The organism is Enterococcus montenegrensis, from assembly GCF_029983095.1.
Classification (GTDB): Bacteria; Bacillota; Bacilli; order Lactobacillales; family Enterococcaceae; genus Enterococcus_C; species Enterococcus_C montenegrensis.
On sequence record NZ_CP120467.1, the window covers coordinates 2,597,561 to 2,615,395 of the forward strand.

At 38.0% G+C, this 17,835-nt stretch carries 18 protein-coding genes; 3 read left to right on the forward strand and 15 right to left on the reverse strand.

All coding sequences use genetic code 11. The features are described 5' to 3' along the window. Window positions 1-4 precede the first annotated feature (4 nt). The 14 genes from P3T75_RS12515 to P3T75_RS12580 form a co-directional block, all read right to left on the reverse strand. The gene (locus P3T75_RS12515) at window positions 5-424 is read right to left on the reverse strand and encodes a PTS sugar transporter subunit IIA (RefSeq protein WP_282461758.1); all 420 of its coding nucleotides are present in this window, start codon (window positions 422-424) and stop codon (window positions 5-7) included. Between the two features lie 75 nt (window positions 425-499). Then, a complete protein-coding gene (locus tag P3T75_RS12520; protein WP_282461759.1) occupies window positions 500-3,268 on the reverse strand; it encodes a sigma 54-interacting transcriptional regulator in 2,769 nt (922 codons plus the stop codon). Between the two features lie 147 nt (window positions 3,269-3,415). Then, a complete protein-coding gene (locus tag P3T75_RS12525) occupies window positions 3,416-4,294 on the reverse strand; it encodes an alpha/beta fold hydrolase (protein ID WP_282461760.1) in 879 nt (292 codons plus the stop codon). Between the two features lie 248 nt (window positions 4,295-4,542). Further along, on the reverse strand, window positions 4,543-5,361 hold the full coding sequence (gene purR / locus P3T75_RS12530; protein ID WP_206902587.1) for a pur operon repressor: 819 nt from the start codon (window positions 5,359-5,361) through the stop codon (window positions 4,543-4,545). Between the two features lie 320 nt (window positions 5,362-5,681). Further along, window positions 5,682-6,521, reverse strand: a complete 840-nt coding sequence (locus P3T75_RS12535) for a metal ABC transporter permease (RefSeq protein WP_206902588.1) — start codon at window positions 6,519-6,521, stop codon at window positions 5,682-5,684. 76 nt (window positions 6,522-6,597) lie between these two features. Then, the gene (locus tag P3T75_RS12540) at window positions 6,598-7,278 is read right to left on the reverse strand and encodes a metal ABC transporter ATP-binding protein (RefSeq protein WP_206902589.1); all 681 of its coding nucleotides are present in this window, start codon (window positions 7,276-7,278) and stop codon (window positions 6,598-6,600) included. 352 nt (window positions 7,279-7,630) lie between these two features. Beyond that, a complete protein-coding gene (locus tag P3T75_RS12545; RefSeq protein ID WP_282461761.1) occupies window positions 7,631-8,620 on the reverse strand; it encodes a metal ABC transporter substrate-binding protein in 990 nt (329 codons plus the stop codon). Between the two features lie 309 nt (window positions 8,621-8,929). Next, window positions 8,930-9,307, reverse strand: coding sequence for a rhodanese-like domain-containing protein (locus P3T75_RS12550; protein WP_206902591.1), 378 nt, complete (start codon window positions 9,305-9,307; stop codon window positions 8,930-8,932). Beyond that, window positions 9,304-9,837, reverse strand: a complete 534-nt coding sequence (locus tag P3T75_RS12555; protein WP_282461762.1) for a MarR family winged helix-turn-helix transcriptional regulator — start codon at window positions 9,835-9,837, stop codon at window positions 9,304-9,306. Before P3T75_RS12555 ends, P3T75_RS12550 begins: the two co-directional genes overlap by 4 nt. A gap of 197 nt (window positions 9,838-10,034) precedes the next feature. Then, window positions 10,035-10,754 (reverse strand): DUF2087 domain-containing protein, encoded by a 720-nt coding sequence (locus P3T75_RS12560; RefSeq protein WP_282462610.1) that lies wholly within the window; start codon window positions 10,752-10,754, stop codon window positions 10,035-10,037. Window positions 10,755-10,956: 202 nt separating this feature from the next. Beyond that, complete coding sequence (locus tag P3T75_RS12565) at window positions 10,957-12,279, reverse strand: TPM domain-containing protein (RefSeq protein ID WP_282461763.1); 1,323 nt, start codon at window positions 12,277-12,279, stop codon at window positions 10,957-10,959. A gap of 14 nt (window positions 12,280-12,293) precedes the next feature. After that, a complete protein-coding gene (locus P3T75_RS12570; RefSeq protein WP_282461764.1) occupies window positions 12,294-12,866 on the reverse strand; it encodes a LemA family protein in 573 nt (190 codons plus the stop codon). A 472-nt stretch (window positions 12,867-13,338) separates the two neighbouring features. Further along, window positions 13,339-13,647 (reverse strand): DUF4387 family protein, encoded by a 309-nt coding sequence (locus P3T75_RS12575; protein ID WP_282461765.1) that lies wholly within the window; start codon window positions 13,645-13,647, stop codon window positions 13,339-13,341. A gap of 22 nt (window positions 13,648-13,669) precedes the next feature. After that, the gene (locus P3T75_RS12580; protein WP_282461766.1) at window positions 13,670-15,022 is read right to left on the reverse strand and encodes an acyclic terpene utilization AtuA family protein; all 1,353 of its coding nucleotides are present in this window, start codon (window positions 15,020-15,022) and stop codon (window positions 13,670-13,672) included. A 187-nt stretch (window positions 15,023-15,209) separates the two neighbouring features. Here P3T75_RS12580 and P3T75_RS12585 point away from each other — a divergent pair, with 187 nt between their 5' ends. Further along, window positions 15,210-15,746, forward strand: coding sequence for a LysR family transcriptional regulator (locus tag P3T75_RS12585; RefSeq protein WP_282461767.1), 537 nt, complete (start codon window positions 15,210-15,212; stop codon window positions 15,744-15,746). Beyond that, on the forward strand, window positions 15,743-16,120 hold the full coding sequence (locus P3T75_RS12590; RefSeq protein WP_282461768.1) for a LysR family transcriptional regulator substrate-binding protein: 378 nt from the start codon (window positions 15,743-15,745) through the stop codon (window positions 16,118-16,120). Before P3T75_RS12585 ends, P3T75_RS12590 begins: the two co-directional genes overlap by 4 nt. A gap of 181 nt (window positions 16,121-16,301) precedes the next feature. Here the strand turns inward: P3T75_RS12590 and ispE are convergent, their stop codons facing one another. After that, window positions 16,302-17,153 (reverse strand): 4-(cytidine 5'-diphospho)-2-C-methyl-D-erythritol kinase, encoded by an 852-nt coding sequence (ispE, locus tag P3T75_RS12595; RefSeq protein WP_230709596.1) that lies wholly within the window; start codon window positions 17,151-17,153, stop codon window positions 16,302-16,304. Window positions 17,154-17,381: 228 nt separating this feature from the next. Here ispE and P3T75_RS12600 point away from each other — a divergent pair, with 228 nt between their 5' ends. Continuing rightward, window positions 17,382-17,789: an Hsp20/alpha crystallin family protein gene (locus P3T75_RS12600; protein ID WP_206902619.1), complete on the forward strand. Its 408-nt coding sequence runs from the start codon at window positions 17,382-17,384 to the stop codon at window positions 17,787-17,789. Window positions 17,790-17,835 lie beyond the last annotated feature (46 nt).

Consider the following 17,835-nt stretch of genomic DNA (forward strand, 5'->3'; position numbering starts at 1 on the left):
CTTATTAAAAATCTTCTTCTGCAATAGTGGTGCTATAAGTTAAATTACAAAACTGAATGGCTTCTTTTGAACTGTTCAACACCGTAGCAATTGTCTCTTTTAAGTCAGGTGCAAACGTAAACTGCGTGGCAAACTCAATTAGAAACGGCAAATTCATACCCGCTACTAAGTAAAAATGCTCTTTGTTGATGTAACGTAAAAATTCATTATTGACACTACCGCCAAATAAATCTGTCACCACCACCACTTCGGCATCTTCATTTTGCTGCATTAATGCATCCACAGCTTTTGTTAAATCGAAGTCTTCTGTTATGTAACAATCCAATGTTTGAATATTAGCGTTTTTACCACAGATCAATTCCAACGAGCTCAAAATACCCGAAGCAAATTTTCCATGGGAAGCTAAAATCATCTTTCTTTCCATTTCCTTCACCTCATTTCCTACACCAAAATAAAAGCAAGTTGCGTGCCAACTTTAGTGGCAAACAACTTGCTTTGGTTAAAAATCTTCATCTAATGGTGTATTATCAATGTTTTGGTAAAGAATGTCATAAATATAAGCAATCTCTGAATCGGGAATTTTGACACTGTAATCGTTTTCTATGACACTAAAAGCATTTTTGATTTGCGACAAGGCCAACTTTTGACACTGATATAAATCTTCGTAACCTGCATACGTATCAATGGGAATATTGCGAATCAAACGCTCAATCAAACAACTAACATGAACATACAATGCCAGTTTTTTAGCATTACTGATGACAAGACCGCTATAGGCTTCTAACTCTCGCATAAAGACTTCAATTTCCCCCATGACTTTTTCTGTATCTAAAATCGTAACCGAATCAATCACTTTTTCCAGTGAAAAATTACGAATAACATTGGTATTGAAGGTCGCATTTTCCGCTGGCGTTAAACACGTACTTAACCATGCGGATAAAAGTTGATTTTCATCACCAGAAATCAATTCTTCTAAGGATAAATAAGGCATGCCAGAAATACCTGGATCAGCTGTGCCGATGATGCCCAAAACATCGTACATAGAAAAAATCGTTTCATTTTGTTTTTGCTCTTTTAACACATCGTATTCATAAGGAAAGATCTTCAGCGCCACTGAAGCTGGTAAACTTTTTTCTAACAATTGACTAATTTGTGTTGCTGTCCCAATTCCTGTCTGACAGGTGGTGATTAAAGCCTTCATTTTATTTTCGGCTGGATAAATAATCTCCCAATCCAATTGGGCCTGCGCCGCTGCTTTTTCAATCATTTCCTGTAAAGGCAAAGATTTTTGCAAGTTCTCACCAATCGCAATGGCCAATGGTGTTGTCACATTATTCATAATAACCACAGGTGCTGTAATTTGTTTTGGGAAAAATTGATAAATCTCTTTTAAAGACCCCATATCCACCAAAATGACCAAGCCATTGGAAACATCATGATTTTCACTATAATCTAGAATTTCCTCGGCGATCTGTTTTGGGGTAACGTCCAGTGGCATATCAAAGGAAGCAAAAATATCTTTGCCCAACAAGCGGTTGGCAACATTGGCAATACTACTAGCTGTCGCATAACCATGGGCTACGATAATCCCTCTTGGAATTCCCAATTCTTTTTGCCAGTCGGCACGATTCAAATAGATCGTTAGTAAAATACAGTCCATCTCTGAAATTTCTAAATCCAATTTGGGCTGACATAATTCTAACAGGCGTTTGACGTACTGATAACTAGCTGCATATTCACTGGCGATCTGCTGTTCCAATTCTTTAATTAAGCCTAAGACATTGGTATCTTCTGGATACCATTTTCCTGCGCCTCTTTGAAATAAATAGTAGCTAATCGCGTAAACAGCATTGCCGTTAAATTTGATTTGATACGCACTTTCCATTTGCTTAAACGTATCTCGAATGTACTGGGTCAAATAGATCAACAGCTCCTGCTTTTGCTGGCGATCGGTTTCAAATAACAAAAAATCAAATAAGTTTTCTACTTCTTGCTTTAATTGCTCTTCACACTTTGATAGTTGCTGTTGTTTGGAAAATTCGGTAATCATGCGCTCGAATGTGGTGATGACCCTTTGTTGTTGCGGATGATTTTTTTCCAATAATTGGGGAATCGTCGTATTTTCCGTAATTAAGGTGTCTTTTTGTAGAACACTTTGTAAATTTCCTGTCGTTGGTACTAATAATTTTTCCGGCAGTTGATAAATGCTTACGTCAATGTCGGCTGCATTTTTTTGTTCAGCAAAAGCCTTGGCGACCGTTACTTTCACCGTATTTTTCAACTCGCCAATGTTTCCTTTAAAGCTGCTTGCGGTTAAGAGGGTTAGAACTTGCCCACTGACTTTTAGCGGACGTTTAATTTTACGCACCTCACTTAGTAAAAACGAATACACCAGTTCCAATCGTTCGTTGCGACTGCGGGCATTAATGGGAGGAAGCGTCACTTGGATGGGAATTCGTCGCATAAAAGTGGTTAAAAAACTACTTTCCAAATCTTCGGTAGTGGCAAAAAATAGGCGTGTCTTCACTTTAATTGCTTGATTCGTCGCCCCCATGGGATAAATAATTCCTTGATCCAAATACGTAAACAGCTTTTCTTGCCCTTCGGCATTAAGACGGTGGACTTCATCTAAAAACAAAATCCCCCCATCTGCAGCCTCAAAAGCGCCAACTTTATCACTTTCAGCTCCTGTATATGCACCTTTTACATGGCCAAATAAATTACTGGTTAAAAGTTCGGGATTGTTAGCGTATTGGGCACAATTTAACGTAATCAATGGCGCATCTTCTTTAATCAGTTCATTTTCCAAACAGTATTTATGAATTAATCGGACCAAAAAACTCTTACCCGTCCCACTTTCACCGGTGATTAACGTTGGTAAACCGTTATCTGGGTAATACAGCGCCGTTTTGATTTGTTCTACTGCACGACGCAAACTCTTGTCGTGACCAATAAATAGGGAGAATAAATCTTTTTGCTGTTCAAATAAGGGTTGCTCTTTTAAAATTTCTTCGCTACTTTGATAGAAATTATCCCGCAACAAGAAAAACTCTTTTTCAAAAGCTTCTTTATGAAAGTAATAAACCGGGCGAGAATTGATTTTCACCAGTAAGCCTGTTTCATTTAATTGATTGAGATAGTGACTAATGGTATTACGTTTCACGTCAAAAAATTCAGCTAATTTTTGCGCGGTAAAAACTTCACTTAAATGGTGAAGATCAATAAAAGCCGTTTGATTTTCTAAATATGTCAATAATTCTTCTTTCATCGTTATCCTCACTTAGTATTTACTATTTTGTTGTTAAAAACGTTTCCAGTTTTAGCCATACTGTAGCACAAAAAATGGTGGGAAATTAACCGGCTCCCACCATTTTTTAGTGAATATTAATAAAACGATATATAATGTTATGAGAACTTATTCCTTCGCTAAAAATTCCACTAGCACATCATAAACATCTTTACATTTAATCTCATTTAAAACTTCATGCTTCATACCGGGCATTTCAATACTCTGCACATTTTTATAGCCGATTTTATTTAAAGTCGCAACCGTATCTGCCAAGCCTTTTTTACCACCTGTGATTTTAACATCCTCTGAACCTACCACACTTAGTATGGGCAGCTGCGGATTCTGACACGTATAAGCAGCGTATTTTTTTAATTGGTAATCTCCCTCCCAGATCGTCAGTAAACTTCTAACTGGGTAGATTGGAATCATTTTTTTATCCTGCTGACAACGCAGATTATTAGCCGGATTGTTGCTAAGCCAATCGTGTTCGACTCCCATATTTCCAGAAAGCCAATTTAGTAATTTATTTTGTTTTTGCTTATCATTAAAGCGTAAAAACAACTTGCCGGCCGCAATTCCTAAGAAAACTACGGGTACATAATTTGCCGTACCGGTTAAGACTACTTTTTCTAAACGCTGATCATTTTTCTGCAAATAATTGCGGGCAATAATCGAACCAAAAGAGTGCCCAAATAATGAAAGTGGTAAATTTGGATACTTCGTTTGGATAAAATCGCTGATAATAACTTGATCTTCTACTAACTGTGAGAAACTTTCCATTACGCCAAAAGGATCAGCCGCAGATACTGACTCTCCGTGACCTCGATTGTCAGACAAAACAACCACAAAATCATGGGCTTGTAAAAATTCAGCAAATGGCAGATAACGTTCTTTATACTCTAGTGCGCCATGAATAATTTGAACAATTGCTTTGGGCTTTGTGGGACTTAAAACAAGTAAATCTAATTTTGTCCCATTATCCGTATTAATTTTATATGTATCCACTTTCTAGCCTCACTTTTTGCATTTTAAATTCATCTCCACTATACAAATAAAGCGCTCTTTTGCCAACCAGCAAATTGTTAATTTTGTCAGTTGACAGGTCAAAATACTTCAATTATATCTTTTATTCAGGCAAAAAAAGAGCCAGAACAAAATTTGTCCTGACTCCTTTCATAAAGGATATGCTTAAAATATGCGTTATTCTTTTTTACGTATTGCTTAAAAAACCATTTTTTCTTGCGCCGTCACATTTAAGCTGTAAAATAATTTCCCGGTACAACAGAAATTGTTTTGGTTTTCGTATCGACATCTTCTACATAAAGTAAAGAAGTGTAGTCTTTAATTGCTTTGATGCCTTTAAATTTAGTTTCAGCAAAAACGGTTACGCCAACGAGCTCACATTCGAATTCTTCAATCAAACTCTTCATACCGTTGACTGTACCGCCGCCTTTCATGAAATCGTCCACCACTAAAACGCGAGAACCACGCTTTAAACTGCGTTTTGATAATTCCATTTTTTCGATGCGCTCAGAAGAACCGGAAACGTAATTCACACTAACGGTTGAGCCTTCGGTAATTTTTGAATCCCGTCGCACAATTACAAAGGGTACATTCAAATAAGAAGATACGGCTTGGGCAATTGGCACACCTTTTGTTGCTACTGTCATAACAGCATCAATTTTTTGTCCCAAATATTTTGAAGCGATAATTCTTCCCACTTGGCGCAATAATTCTGGTTCTCCTAATAAATCAGATAAATAAACATAGCCACCCGGTAGTAGTCGATCTTGTTCAGACAAGCGCTCTGCCAAGTCAGTAATATATTTTCTCGCATCTTCGTAAGGAATTTCTGGCACGAATAATACGCCGCCGGCAGCGCCAGGAATGGTATCTAAAATCCCGGTTCCCCGCTCTTTAAATGTTTTTTTAACGATCGCTAAGTCTTCACTAATGGAAGATTTAGCCGATTCGTAACGTTTCGCAAAAAAAGTTAATGGAATCAACTCGTGAGGATGTTCCAATAAATAATGCGTCATATCGATTAATCGTTCACTACGACGTACTTTCACACTGTTCACTCTCCTGATAAATTTCTCGCCTTATTATAAGGGCTTATTACAAAAAAAGCGAGCATTAACTGAAAAAAATGCAAAATAGTTCGTAAAACGTGAACGCTTTCTTAATCATTATTGTAAATAGTGCGGTAAATATCTAACGATTGAAAATAAAAAGGGCGCACAACATTTGCCAGTTCTAAAAAATAAGCAGGGAATTTTTGTAAGTTGTTCACTGAAAAATTTTTATCTTTTTTCTAAAATTTCAAAAAGAGGAATCAGAAAGTCCACCGCCATCTGATTCCTCTTTTTACAAATTTATAACACAGCCATTTTTATTGTGAAACTTTTTTATTTTTAGCGCGCTGGACTGCGACAAAAAGGCGTTTTATGATGTTCACAACTAAAAACAAACCGATAAAAACTAACGTGATGGTAGCCCCAGGTGGGGTATCTAAGTAAAACGAACTCGTCAAACCACTCAACATTCCGAAAAGACCAACAAAAGTTGCAATCCAAATAACGATATCAAAACTTTTTCCTAAACGCATTGAAATCGCTGCTGGCAAGACCATAATCGCAGAAATAAGCAAGGCGCCGGCAATCGGAATCATAACTGCAATCGCCACACCGGTTAAAACATTAAATGCCATCGACATCAAATGGACTGGCAATCCATCCACATGGGCGGTATCCTCATCAAAAGTTAAAACATACATTGGGCGTTTAAACAGTGCAAACAATACCCGCACGATAACAAATAAAACGCCTAAGAAAATCACTTGACCGCTAGTAATCGTCACAATTGAACCAAACAGGTAAGACTGAATACTGGTGGCAGAGTTCCCTCCGGACAAATTCATTAAAACTAGCGCCAGCGCTAACCCACCCGCCATTAAAATCGCAATCGAAATTTCCGAATACGTGCGGTAAATCGACCGTAAATACTCCAAAATAACTGCCGCTACCACAACCACCAACATCGTAGTTAAATTCGGATTTAAATTTAAGAAAAAGCCAAGTGCAACACCGGCTAAAGAAACATGAGACAAGGTATCTGCCATTAGTGATTGGCGACGAATCACTAAAAAGACCCCTAACATCGGTGCAATGCCCGCAATAAAAATAGCTGCCAAAATCGCCCGCTGCATAAATTCATAATTTAGTAAGCTCAAAAATAAAATCTCCTTTTTGTTAACATCCACACGTTTATTTTCACTAAAACAATTTGAGTCTAAGAAAAAAGCTGTGTTAACGATCAATATGAAAACAACGCCACGGTGAATCTTCTTTACGCACGAGGCGGATTTGACGATCGGCATATTGCTTAATATCTTCATGATCATGGGTAATCATTAAAATTGCTTTATCATGCTGATGGGCACTGTGGCGTAATAGACGGTAAAATTCATTACGAGACTGTTCATCCATTCCCGTTGTTGGCTCATCTAAAATAAATAGATCCGGATCCGTTGCAAAAATTCGCGCTAAACTAATACGCTGCTTTTGTCCCCCGGACAACTCGCCAATTTTTTTATGGCGCATTTCCCACATTCCTACAGCCTCTAATGCTTTTTGCACATGTTCGTGATCTTTTTTAGTCAAGGTCTTAAACCAGCGTCCCCGCGGATAACGTCCAGAACGCACCAGCTCTTCCACTGTACTAGGAAATCCTGCATTAAAAGAAGCTACTTGCTGCGGAATATAACCAATACTAATTTTCTCACCAGCTGCATTTTCTTTGGCTAATGTCACGGTGCCTTTACTGGGCTTCAAAAGTCCCAACGTCGCTTTAATTAAAGTTGATTTGGCCGCGCCATTTTCACCAGTCAAAATGACAAATTCCCCATCCTCAACATGATACGAAATATCTTCCAAAACAGGTTCATCATCGTAATAAAACGTTAAATCTTTAACATCAATATAGCGCAAAGCTGCGCCTCCTCTTCTTTTAAAATCAAGTTACTAAATAGACAGAAAAGTTGAACAAACTTGAAAACTCGCTAGCAATAAGACGAAAAGTTGATAAATTGTTCTGCAAATTTCTCAAGTTTTTGGCTTATTGCCGCTGTGAGTTAGTTTGTTACACTGGATCAAGAAAAGTTGAACAAACTTGAAAACTCGCTAGCAGTAAGACGAAAAGTTGATAAATTGTTCTGCAAATTTCTCAAGTTTTTGGCTTATTGTCGAAGAGAGTTAGTTTGTTACACTGGATCAAGAAAAGTTGAACAAACTCGAAAACTCGCAAGTAGTAAGACGAAATTGATACGCATTTTACAATACCTTACTTAATGCTTTCTTGCAAAGCCTGCAAATTTTGCTGCATGACAGTAAGATACGTTTCTCCGTCATCCATTTGTTTTTGTGTCAAACTTTCCAATGGATTTAAGACAGCCATCTTCACACCTGTTTCTTTGGCTAATGTTTCTGCCACTTTTGAATTAGCATTTTCTTCAAAGTAAATAACTTTTGTGCCATGATCTTCCACAAAATGTTTTAATTGCGCTAAACGACTTGGCGAAGGCTCTTGATCGGGGGAAATTCCCGAAATAGACTCTTGCGTTAGGCCGTATTGGTTGGCTAAATAGCCAAAGGCCGCATGTTGAACCACAAATGTTTTATTTTTTGCGTTTGCAAAGGCTGTCTTATATTCTTGATCTAGCTCATTTAGTTTTGCAATGTAAGTGTTGGCATTTTTTTCAAACTGCGCTTTTTTAGCCGGATATTTTTCCGACAATTCTTTTTGGATTTCCTTCACTTCTTTTACTGCCATTACTGGATCTGTCCAAACATGGGGATCTTTTGAATGGGCATGGTCTTCCTCGTGATCGTGCTCGTCACTGTCAGAATCATGAGTATCGCTGTCAGAATCATGATGGGCGTGATCGTGACCGTCACTTGTCGCTTCCAATAAGTCAATCTCATCGGCAGCTTCAATCATCTTTGTCTTTTTGTCATCGATATTATCTGCGATTTTATCCACCCATGTTTCCATCTCTTCACTGTTGTAGACAAAAGCGTCTGCCTCAGAAATTTTTGCAATATCTTTAGCACTTGGCTCATAGTCGTGGGGTTCTGTGCCCGCCGGAATTAAAAGCTCTACACTACCTTCATCGCCAACTACTTCTTTGGTAAATTCATACATAGGATAAAAAGTTACGATTGCTTTAATTTTGCCGTCGTTATTTTTGCCATTATTGGCATTGCTATCACCACAAGCACTTAGTAAAACCACGCTTAGTAAAACACCAAGGCCTAGTAAATATTTCTTCATTAAATTGTGCCTCCTAAATTTATCACGTTGAAATCAAATCGTAATTTTCCGATTTGCCACGACAATTAATTTAACAGACAAAAAATAACCCGTCAAGATAAAACGTATAAGTTACGATTTAAACGATAAATCTCCCTCTAAACCGTAACAAAGGACTTTTCATTCATATGACCCTTGAAAAATGTATGGGCTTTTTCCGATAAAATAATAATTTGTTACCTTAACTCGATTTTTTCTATCCCTCTTTTCCTAAATTTTTGCTATATAAAAAACTTGCCACTTTTGTGACAAGTTTTCGCTCACTTAATGTTACTGTGCTATTGTTTCAACCGGCAAGTTCATGCCTTTCCAACCTTCCATCGCCCCAGCAAGTTCATAGGCTTCAAAACCATTGGATAATAAAATTAATAGTGCTTCTTTTCCCAGTGTTGTGCCGCCGGTCCAATCATAAACAACGTAAATTTTATTTTTATCCAATGTTTCCAAATGATTTGCTAAATCTTTAGCTGGTAGAGCAATTGCCCCTTTTATTTGATCTTTTTTGACCGCTGCTGGTGCATTGCGAACATCAAGGACAACGTAAGGGGAATCTTCTTTTCCTAATGTATCTAAAATTTTAAAGTGATTGATATATAAACTTAGATAGGTTTTTAATAAATCGATTTTTTCTGCTGTGTTGTTATTCATGATAAAGTCTCCATTTCATCAACTAATTTTTTTGTGCCTAATTGAACCTTATTTAATAGGTATAAAAATTGTTCTAACTCTTCAGAAGAGAGCTCTGAAAATAAAATTTCCACTGCTTTAAAATTTGCCGGCAAAAATTTTTCAACGATTTTATTTCCCTTCGGCAGCAACTTGATTGCCACCGCACGCTTATCATTTAGCTGCTCTTGTTTTCTGATCCAATTATCTGAATTCATTTTATTCAACATCTTTGTGACAGTAGCGCGAGAAGCGCCCAACTTATCGGCAATTTCTGACGGTAACAATTGCTGGTTTTCCGCCTGCTTCAAAAACATTAAAATAATAAACTTAGATTCAGATAAGTCGTATTTTGCAAGTAACTTATCGTAGTTCTTTTGCATTTCGCGATACGTCCATTGTAACGTAATAAACCCACGGGCTACCTTGGGACTCGTTAAACCAGGATACTTTCCTAGCGTCGCCTTAAAACGTTGCACATCGGGGCGATCTTTAAATGTAAATTTTTCCATTTTAAATGTCCTCTTTCAAATGATTAGCCGGCTAACTACATGAACTATAAACCGCTTTTCATTTTTTGGCAACTAAAACAAACCAAAAGAGTAAACTTCATCCTTTGATTTGTTGATTTAATTTGCGTGCCACAAAAATTATATGATTTCATAAAAAATTCCACTGCATCAAAAACGCCGACACAATGGAATTTCTTTTATTTTGCTCGCCAGTAGCTACTACCATCTTGCGTGCGGTGCATAAAGCCATACTCGATTAAGTAACGCCGAACCGTGGCAAAATCAGCGACATATTGTTTTAAAATATCATTTAAGCTGGATTCATGATAATTCTTGTCCCATTCAAAGTGGGTCACGATGTCGGCTAATAAGATAAGTTTCCGTTTTTCTTTGGCTGGAAAAGTTTTAATGTAGCCCGATGCATCGCGATAAGTTGTCAAAACTTTTTCTTGTTCTTCAGGCGTAATATTGTAGCGATCATCCAACATTTTTGCATTTTGATGGGGCAAAATGACATCTGGTTGCGCCAATAACGTCATGATACTAAGAAATACTTGGGACTGTTTTTGCTTTTCCTTCAATTTAAAACGATGGTTGCGGACTGTTGAATCTGTCACGCCTAAGCGCTGTGCAATAAATTTGTCTTCCACATTTTGTGCAAATAACATCAAAATTTCCTGCTGTGTCTCACTAAGTCCAGTTGTCTCTTTGGGTAATTGTAATAAAGCCGCTAAGGGGCCTTGATGGGCATCCATTACATGAACTTCCATGTATTTTTCGGCAGTCAAAAATTTTTTTCCATAGGGATACACACAACCAATTTCAGCAGTCGTTTCACAATATAGGCATTGGTACTCTTTGTGCCGGCTAAAGCCTCGTAGATACTCTTGAATTACTACATCTTCCACTTTGTTCACCTCAACAAAAATTATATTTATTTGTAAATATACTAACATTTTTTATTTTCGTTTGCAAACAAACTAAAAACCGACTGTCGTCACAGCTTATTCATTTCCTAAAAAGGAAAAAATTTTACGATATAATAAATCAGCTAAAAAAAAGAAAACTTGCAAAGAAAGTGAGCTATCTTCACTAACTATGCAAGTTTTCTCTATTTTTTTACCAGCCACCGGAGGCTCCGCCGCCACCAGAAGAACCCCCGCCAAAAGAACCCCAAGAGCCGCCGCTACCACCACTAGAAGAGTTATGATTAGCAGAATTGTAATTAGAAGACAAATAACTATACGTCAAAACTTGACCATAGCCACCATATAACGTATCGCCAATTAAAACACGCCCCATGCCCATTTTCTTAGCATTGGGTTGTTTTAACAGTCTTCCTTGAATGACAGACCGCTTGACACCACTCACTGTGGCAGCGACAAACAATCCACTCAACATCACATAGTACAATTCGGTTTGTTTCAAGGTCGTGTTGGCACTTTTTTCATCGGTGAACATTTGCGGCAACTGATTGCTCGTTTCTTGATATTTTTGGTAAATCCCTTTTAAATAGCGACGTCCGTTAATTAAACTAATAATAAACACAATCGCCACCAAAATCATCACCACAAAGAAAATCCGCAGTCCCCAATAAAATAAATTAAGTCTACTTTTTTGCACCTTTACTTGTGCAATTTGTGAGTCCACTAAGGCTGTTTTGGTATTCATTAAGTTAAAGACTTCTCCTACAACTTGATTGATCGCTTTGCTGTAGTTTTCGTCTTTAAACCAGTCGACGACATCATCGTCATTAATAATATCGTCTGCTGTCGCATCTGGAATTAAACCTTCCAAACCATACCCGACTTCCAGACGAAATTTTCGATCTTCTAAAGCAATCAGATATAAAACCCCATTGTTTTGCGTTTTGTCCCCAATTCCCAGCTGATTAAAAATCTTATTTGCATAAGATTCAATATCTTCGCCACCGGGTAGCTCTTTTACCGTCACGACTTCTAGTTGCGCACCTTGGGTACTTGCCGCTAATTGCTTATTCAAGTTGTAAATTTTCTTCTTTGTCGCAGCATCGATAATCTTGGCATTATCTGAGACAAAAATGTTATTTTTGTTAATTGTAATTTTGCTGTTGCTGTCTTTAATTGCAACTTGATAATTATCCGCTTGACTTGGATAATCTTCCAACTGCGCCAGATTGTCTTTTAATACTTCATCAAAAGATTTTTGTGGCGGTTCAATCTTACCGGACAAAATATCTTCTCGTTGCGTTTGCAAATCATTTAATTGTGTATCATAATGTTGTTTTTTTTCAACAAAAGTATGGTTGTCTAAAATAGAGCCAACTAATCCGATACCAAAAAGCAACGCGACAATAAAGAAGACCATCCCCATGATACGGTTACGTTTCATGACATCTTGGTAGAAATGACGAATTTTTTGATCCGTTTTAGCAGTTAAACTGGTTGGGCTTTGCTTGTTCATCTGCCCCACCACCTTTACTCAAAATTTACATCTGGAACTTTTTCAGCACCAGCGTCAGCTTTAAAGTTAGCTTTCTTTTCAAAACCGAGCATTTTCGCTACGATATTTTTAGGAAAGCGAACTAAATTTTGATTGTAACTTTGAACTTCTGTAATGTAGTTACGGCGTTCCACAGCAATGCGATTTTCGGTTCCTTCTAGTTGTGTCATTAAGGTTTTTACATTTTCGTTCGATGCTAATTGTGGATAGCTTTCTTTAATTACACTAACCATTGTCCCGACACTTTGATCGATTTTATTGTCAGCTGCAACTTTTTCTTCTGGTGTTGAAGCCTGATTGTATTCTTTTCTGGCTTGTGTAATCGCAGTGAAAATTTCCGTTTCATGCTTCATACTCCCCTTGACGCTGTTCACCAAATTGGGAATTAAATCTGCTCTACGCTGCATCATGTTTTCTACTTGTGACCACTTTGCATCGACACTGTTTTCAGCACTCGCCAAACTATTGTAGGTGGCAATAAAATAGCCTACAATCCCGATTACAATAATACCAATTACACCAATAACTGTTAAAGTACTTTTCTTCATTTCATTTCCTCTTTTCCTCCACTTAAAAGTGCGGTTCCCATCCGCCAGTGGCTTTAGCTTATTGTACCATTAAGGCTACCACCTACCTCATACTTAAGTCTGATTTTTATCACTTTACAATAATATTATAAGAAAAGCTGAGAGCTAGTACGTGAAGCTAGACAGCTAGAAAAGCCGAGGAAACTCCTTTACCTGCTAGCAAAGGAGAAATTTCAATAAATTGTTTTCCAAATTTCTTGAAATTTTGTCTTATTGTTACAGCGAGTTAGTTTCAAAGGCTAGACAGCTAGAAAATCTGAGGGTACGGTGAAGAGAAAAACTAAAATCATATGCAAATTATTAAACCAGAAAAAATTCTAAAAAAATTCTAAAAAAATAAAAATCATCACCTAATAGGCGATGACGTTTATTTTAGCTACTTTTAGTTTCCTTGGTAATGAATAACATCAATAACATCTAAATTTTAAAAGAACTATTCACACACAATATCCAGCAACGACACATATTGCTGACCACCGTGCATATCACGTTCATTGCGACTGCCTTCAACCGGAACTCGCGGTAAGCTTATTTTGGCAACGTGAATATCTTTTAGACAATAGATTTCTAAATCTTCTGGTTTCACTTGAAAGGATCTTGCAATCAATTTTCGTTCTCTTTCAAATGCGGTGACGATTTTTTCTGTATCCGCCACGTTATCGCAAAAAGCATCAATCGTAAGCCAAAATGGACCTGCGTTCTTACTTCGAATATATTTTACAATTTCTTCAACTGTTTTCATCTTAGTCCTCCACCTTTCTTCATTAAATCGTCGCGTAGGCAATGCGGCACAATTCATTCGGATCATCTAGTGACACTGTATGGTACAGTTTGAACTCGTAGATAGCTCCGCGTTCCATTTCCGCCGGTGAAAAAATAAAGCCAAAAGAAGGCATTTGTTTTCCTTCAAACATATTATAGTGAAGTAATAGTGGGTTAAATGCTTTGGCAATCTGCGTCGCCAATTCCTGCGTCGCTGCTGTCACTGTTAACATCATCAAAATTTCGTTTGGCACATAATTTTCCGGTACAGCCATTCCGGAAACACCGTTGTATCCGTAAGGCCGTAACCAGAAATCATAACTATCTTTTGAAATGCCAGCTTTCTCTAGTTTTTCTACCCCAGCTTTTTCTACTGCGTCAATCCATTGCATCGGTTCCTTCATAATTTTACGATCGCGAATACCTGCCATACTTACGGTTTGAAAACCAGCTACACCAGATCCTTCCAATTTCATCGTATAGGGAAGATATTCAATTGTTGTACCTTCAACCCGTACGGCTGTTTCTGAAAGTGCAGAATATTTAGCATCTTTCGTATCAATTCGAATGCCCGGTTCTGTCAGTTGGACAGGATTAGCATTTTCATAAAGTAAATGGGCCGATACTGAATAAGGAGAAACGGTACTTCCTGGCTGAACGGCACGAATGGTAAAGCCTTTATCATCGACCTCCATAAAAACGCCACCCTGTAATCCAGCACTAGTACATACGCCGCCACATTCTACTGTTTTCGCGGCATGCCAACAAGCCGCAGGATCGCAGCCTTTTAGTAGTGGATACGCAGCAATCACAGCCGTATCCGTTGAACGCCCGCCAATAATAATATCTGCGCCATTTTTAAAGGCTTCTTCATATGGTTCTGAACCTAGTAAAGCCACAATCGTATCACACTCATCAAAAGTTTCTTCCGTGATAGCGGGGGCACCATGAAGTGCTTGAATTTGACCAGTACGATATTTTTGTTTGATGATTTCGCGGTCTTGTTGGGAATAAATTTTAGCAATTTTTTTGTGAATACCAGCTTCTTTACATATCTCAACAATCAGCTCATAAACGGTGTCCACGCCTTCGTCAGACCCACAAGTACCAGCTGTCCCAATTGTCATGGGGATTTTTAGCTTGTCTGCCCCTAACACCATCCGTTTTAAATCACGTTTCACATCTTTAATAGCATACTTGCCATGACCAGATCCTAAATAGTACGGTCCAGAATCAGTAGAACCCGCATCACTTGAAATAATATCTGGTTTCAGCAAAAGCCCCGCTTCAAAAGCCTCCTCTGTACAGTTCAAACCCACCGCTCCGTATGGAACAAAGACTTTCACACTCTCCATTGTTAATCCCTCCAAAATCAGCTGATAATTTTTAGCCCATTACAGCTGGCCTACTTTTTTTACTTTACTTTATTATAGGTAGCGCATACAATAATGTAAAATTCTTATTTTTGTATTATTTTATAACTTTAATGTTATGAACATGCTGCTTGCAACTTCCTTACTGCTTTCAGATAGGAGAAATATTATGATTAACGAAAAGCAAATTCACTATTTAATGACGGTGGCAGAAGAACACAGTATCACAGCCGCCGCCAAAAAACTCTTTATTTCACAGCCTGCTCTTAGCCGCTTTATCCTAGATATAGAACGCACCCTTGGCACCTCTCTTTTCATCCGCAATCGCGGCAATCTCCATCTCAGTAAAGCTGGCGAGATTTACTTAAGGGGCTGTCAAGATGTACAGCAGATTTTTCAATCTGTTACAAAAGAAATCGCGGAATTAACCCATAGTCACACTGGCAAAATCACACTTGGGGTTACATCCTTGACCGGCGAATTCGTTTTTCCCGCCATTTTAGACGCATTTGAACAAGCATTCCCCCATGTTGAATTAACCTTGAAAGAAGAACGAATGAGCGTTTTGTATGACTTGGTAAAAAAAGGAGACGTAGATATGGCACTGGTTTATCAAAACTATGATTCCGCCTTAAACTATCATTTTATTTACGAAAACCCAATCTATATCCAAGTTCCCCTACCTTTGCAACAAAAAATGAAATGAGAAATACAATTGAAACTTTCGCCTTAATTTCAGCAGCTTCTTTGGCCAACCAGCCGATGATCTTACTGAAAAAAGGACGTGAACTGCGTGAAATCGCCGATCGCTTTTTTGAAACCTTCCAGCTTGTACCAAACAAAATCTTAGAGACTGAAAATATTCACCTCGCAAGTAATCTGGTCAGTTTAGGCAAAGGGTTCACCTTTGTTCCAGCCATCTTTTTACGCGATAGTTTTCCCAATAAAGACAACAACTTTTATGTTCAAATCACCGACTATCCACTAAAGCGCGAACTGTACTGTTGCCACCGAAAAAATGCTTATTTAACCGAAGCTGAGCAATTTTTGATACGAAAGTTGCCTGAAATTTTGGCATAAGGTATGGTATGTAGCCTGACAACAAAAAGGCACCTTCTCGTAATGAGAAAGTGCCTTTTTGATTGTGAAGAAAATGAAGCGGTGCTCTTTTTCTACAAAATTCCTTTTGTATACTGCAGCGCTGAGGGTGTATATTTGCAACAATTTCAGGAATGCTCGTTTAAAAAGTGGTGAAGCTTTATTAACTTAATGTCCGAACTAAATAGACCTCGTCACAAAAACCCTTTAGTGCATTATAAACTCGCTGCGCACGGGAATGTTTTTGACACAGGGCAAAGCAAGTCGGGCCACTACCGCTCATTAAGGCCACGTCCGCTCCGTATTTTACCATTCGATCTTTGATTTGTTGAATAACAGGATGGCGTTCAATCGTAATATCTTCCAAACTATTCCCCATGTTGGCAATCATCTGTTCATAATCATTTTCTGCAATCGCCGCCTTCAAAGCTGCAATATTCGGATGATGAATTTTATCTACATCTACTTTAGGAAAAACCGTCCGCGTAGAAACACTGATGCGTGGTTTGACTAAGACTACCCAACAAGGAGGCATCGGTTTAATCGGTGCAACAATTTCACCTTTTCCGCCGACAAAAGAAGTTGTACCATACAGGCAATAGGGAACATCCGTCCCAATTTTAACGCCAATTTCAATCAGCTCGTCAGTTGAAAGGCCCAAGTTCCAAAGTCGATTCATCCCTCTAAGCGCAGCCGCAGTGTCACTACTCCCACCACCTAGTCCCGCTGCTACCGGAATTTGTTTTTGAATCGCAATTTTAACGCCCTTTTCTACACCATAGCGTTCTTTTAATAATTGTGCGGCTTGATAAACATTATTCCGTTTATCAACTGGTAAAAAGGCTTTATTGGTTTCAATGATGATCTGATCTTCTGGCAATTCTTCTATTGTCAGCCGATCTGCTAAATCAACACTCGCCATGACCATCTCCAATTCATGATAGCCATCTTCTCGTTTGTACAAAACGTCCAAGCCTAAATTGATTTTTGCAGGTGCTTTTTCAATGATCTCCATCTTTCCACCTACCTTTCTCTTTTTGGCAATTTACGCAAAAACTGCCACAATCGTTGTGTATTCTATCATAGCAGAAGATAATTGTATAGTTTAAGAAAAAACCTTTGAAAACACTATTTTAATGATATTTTTCCTTTTTACGATAAATTGATAATACTATTCAAAATATTTGAAGAAAAATGAAGTTGGACCTACAATGTAAGTAGCAAAAGAAAGGTGTGATAAAAAATGGCAGACTTATTTCCCCGTAGCTTTTCGGATGGTGAAGAAATGATTGGCCGCTTAATGAATAATTTCTGGCAAGATCGTTCCTTGGCTACTGATATTAAAGAATTTGACAGTTATTATGAAGTGAAAGCAGATCTTCCTGGCATAAAAAAAGAGGACATCAAAGTCACTTACGCAAACGATACGTTGACAATTCGTGCCAAACACACCGCTAATAGTGAAGAAAAAGATGATGACGGTCATTATTTACGTCGCGAACGTACCAGCAGTACTTATGAACGTAGCTTTGCGATGAAAGATATCGATGAAGAAAACATCAAAGCTTCCTTTGAAAACGGTGTATTAACCTTGGAATTACCAAAAAAAGTTGTCAAAGAAATTCACGGTAAAGATATTCCAATCCAGTAAGTCAGTTCACTACATTTAAAAATTTTTAGCCCCGCAACTTTGTAAT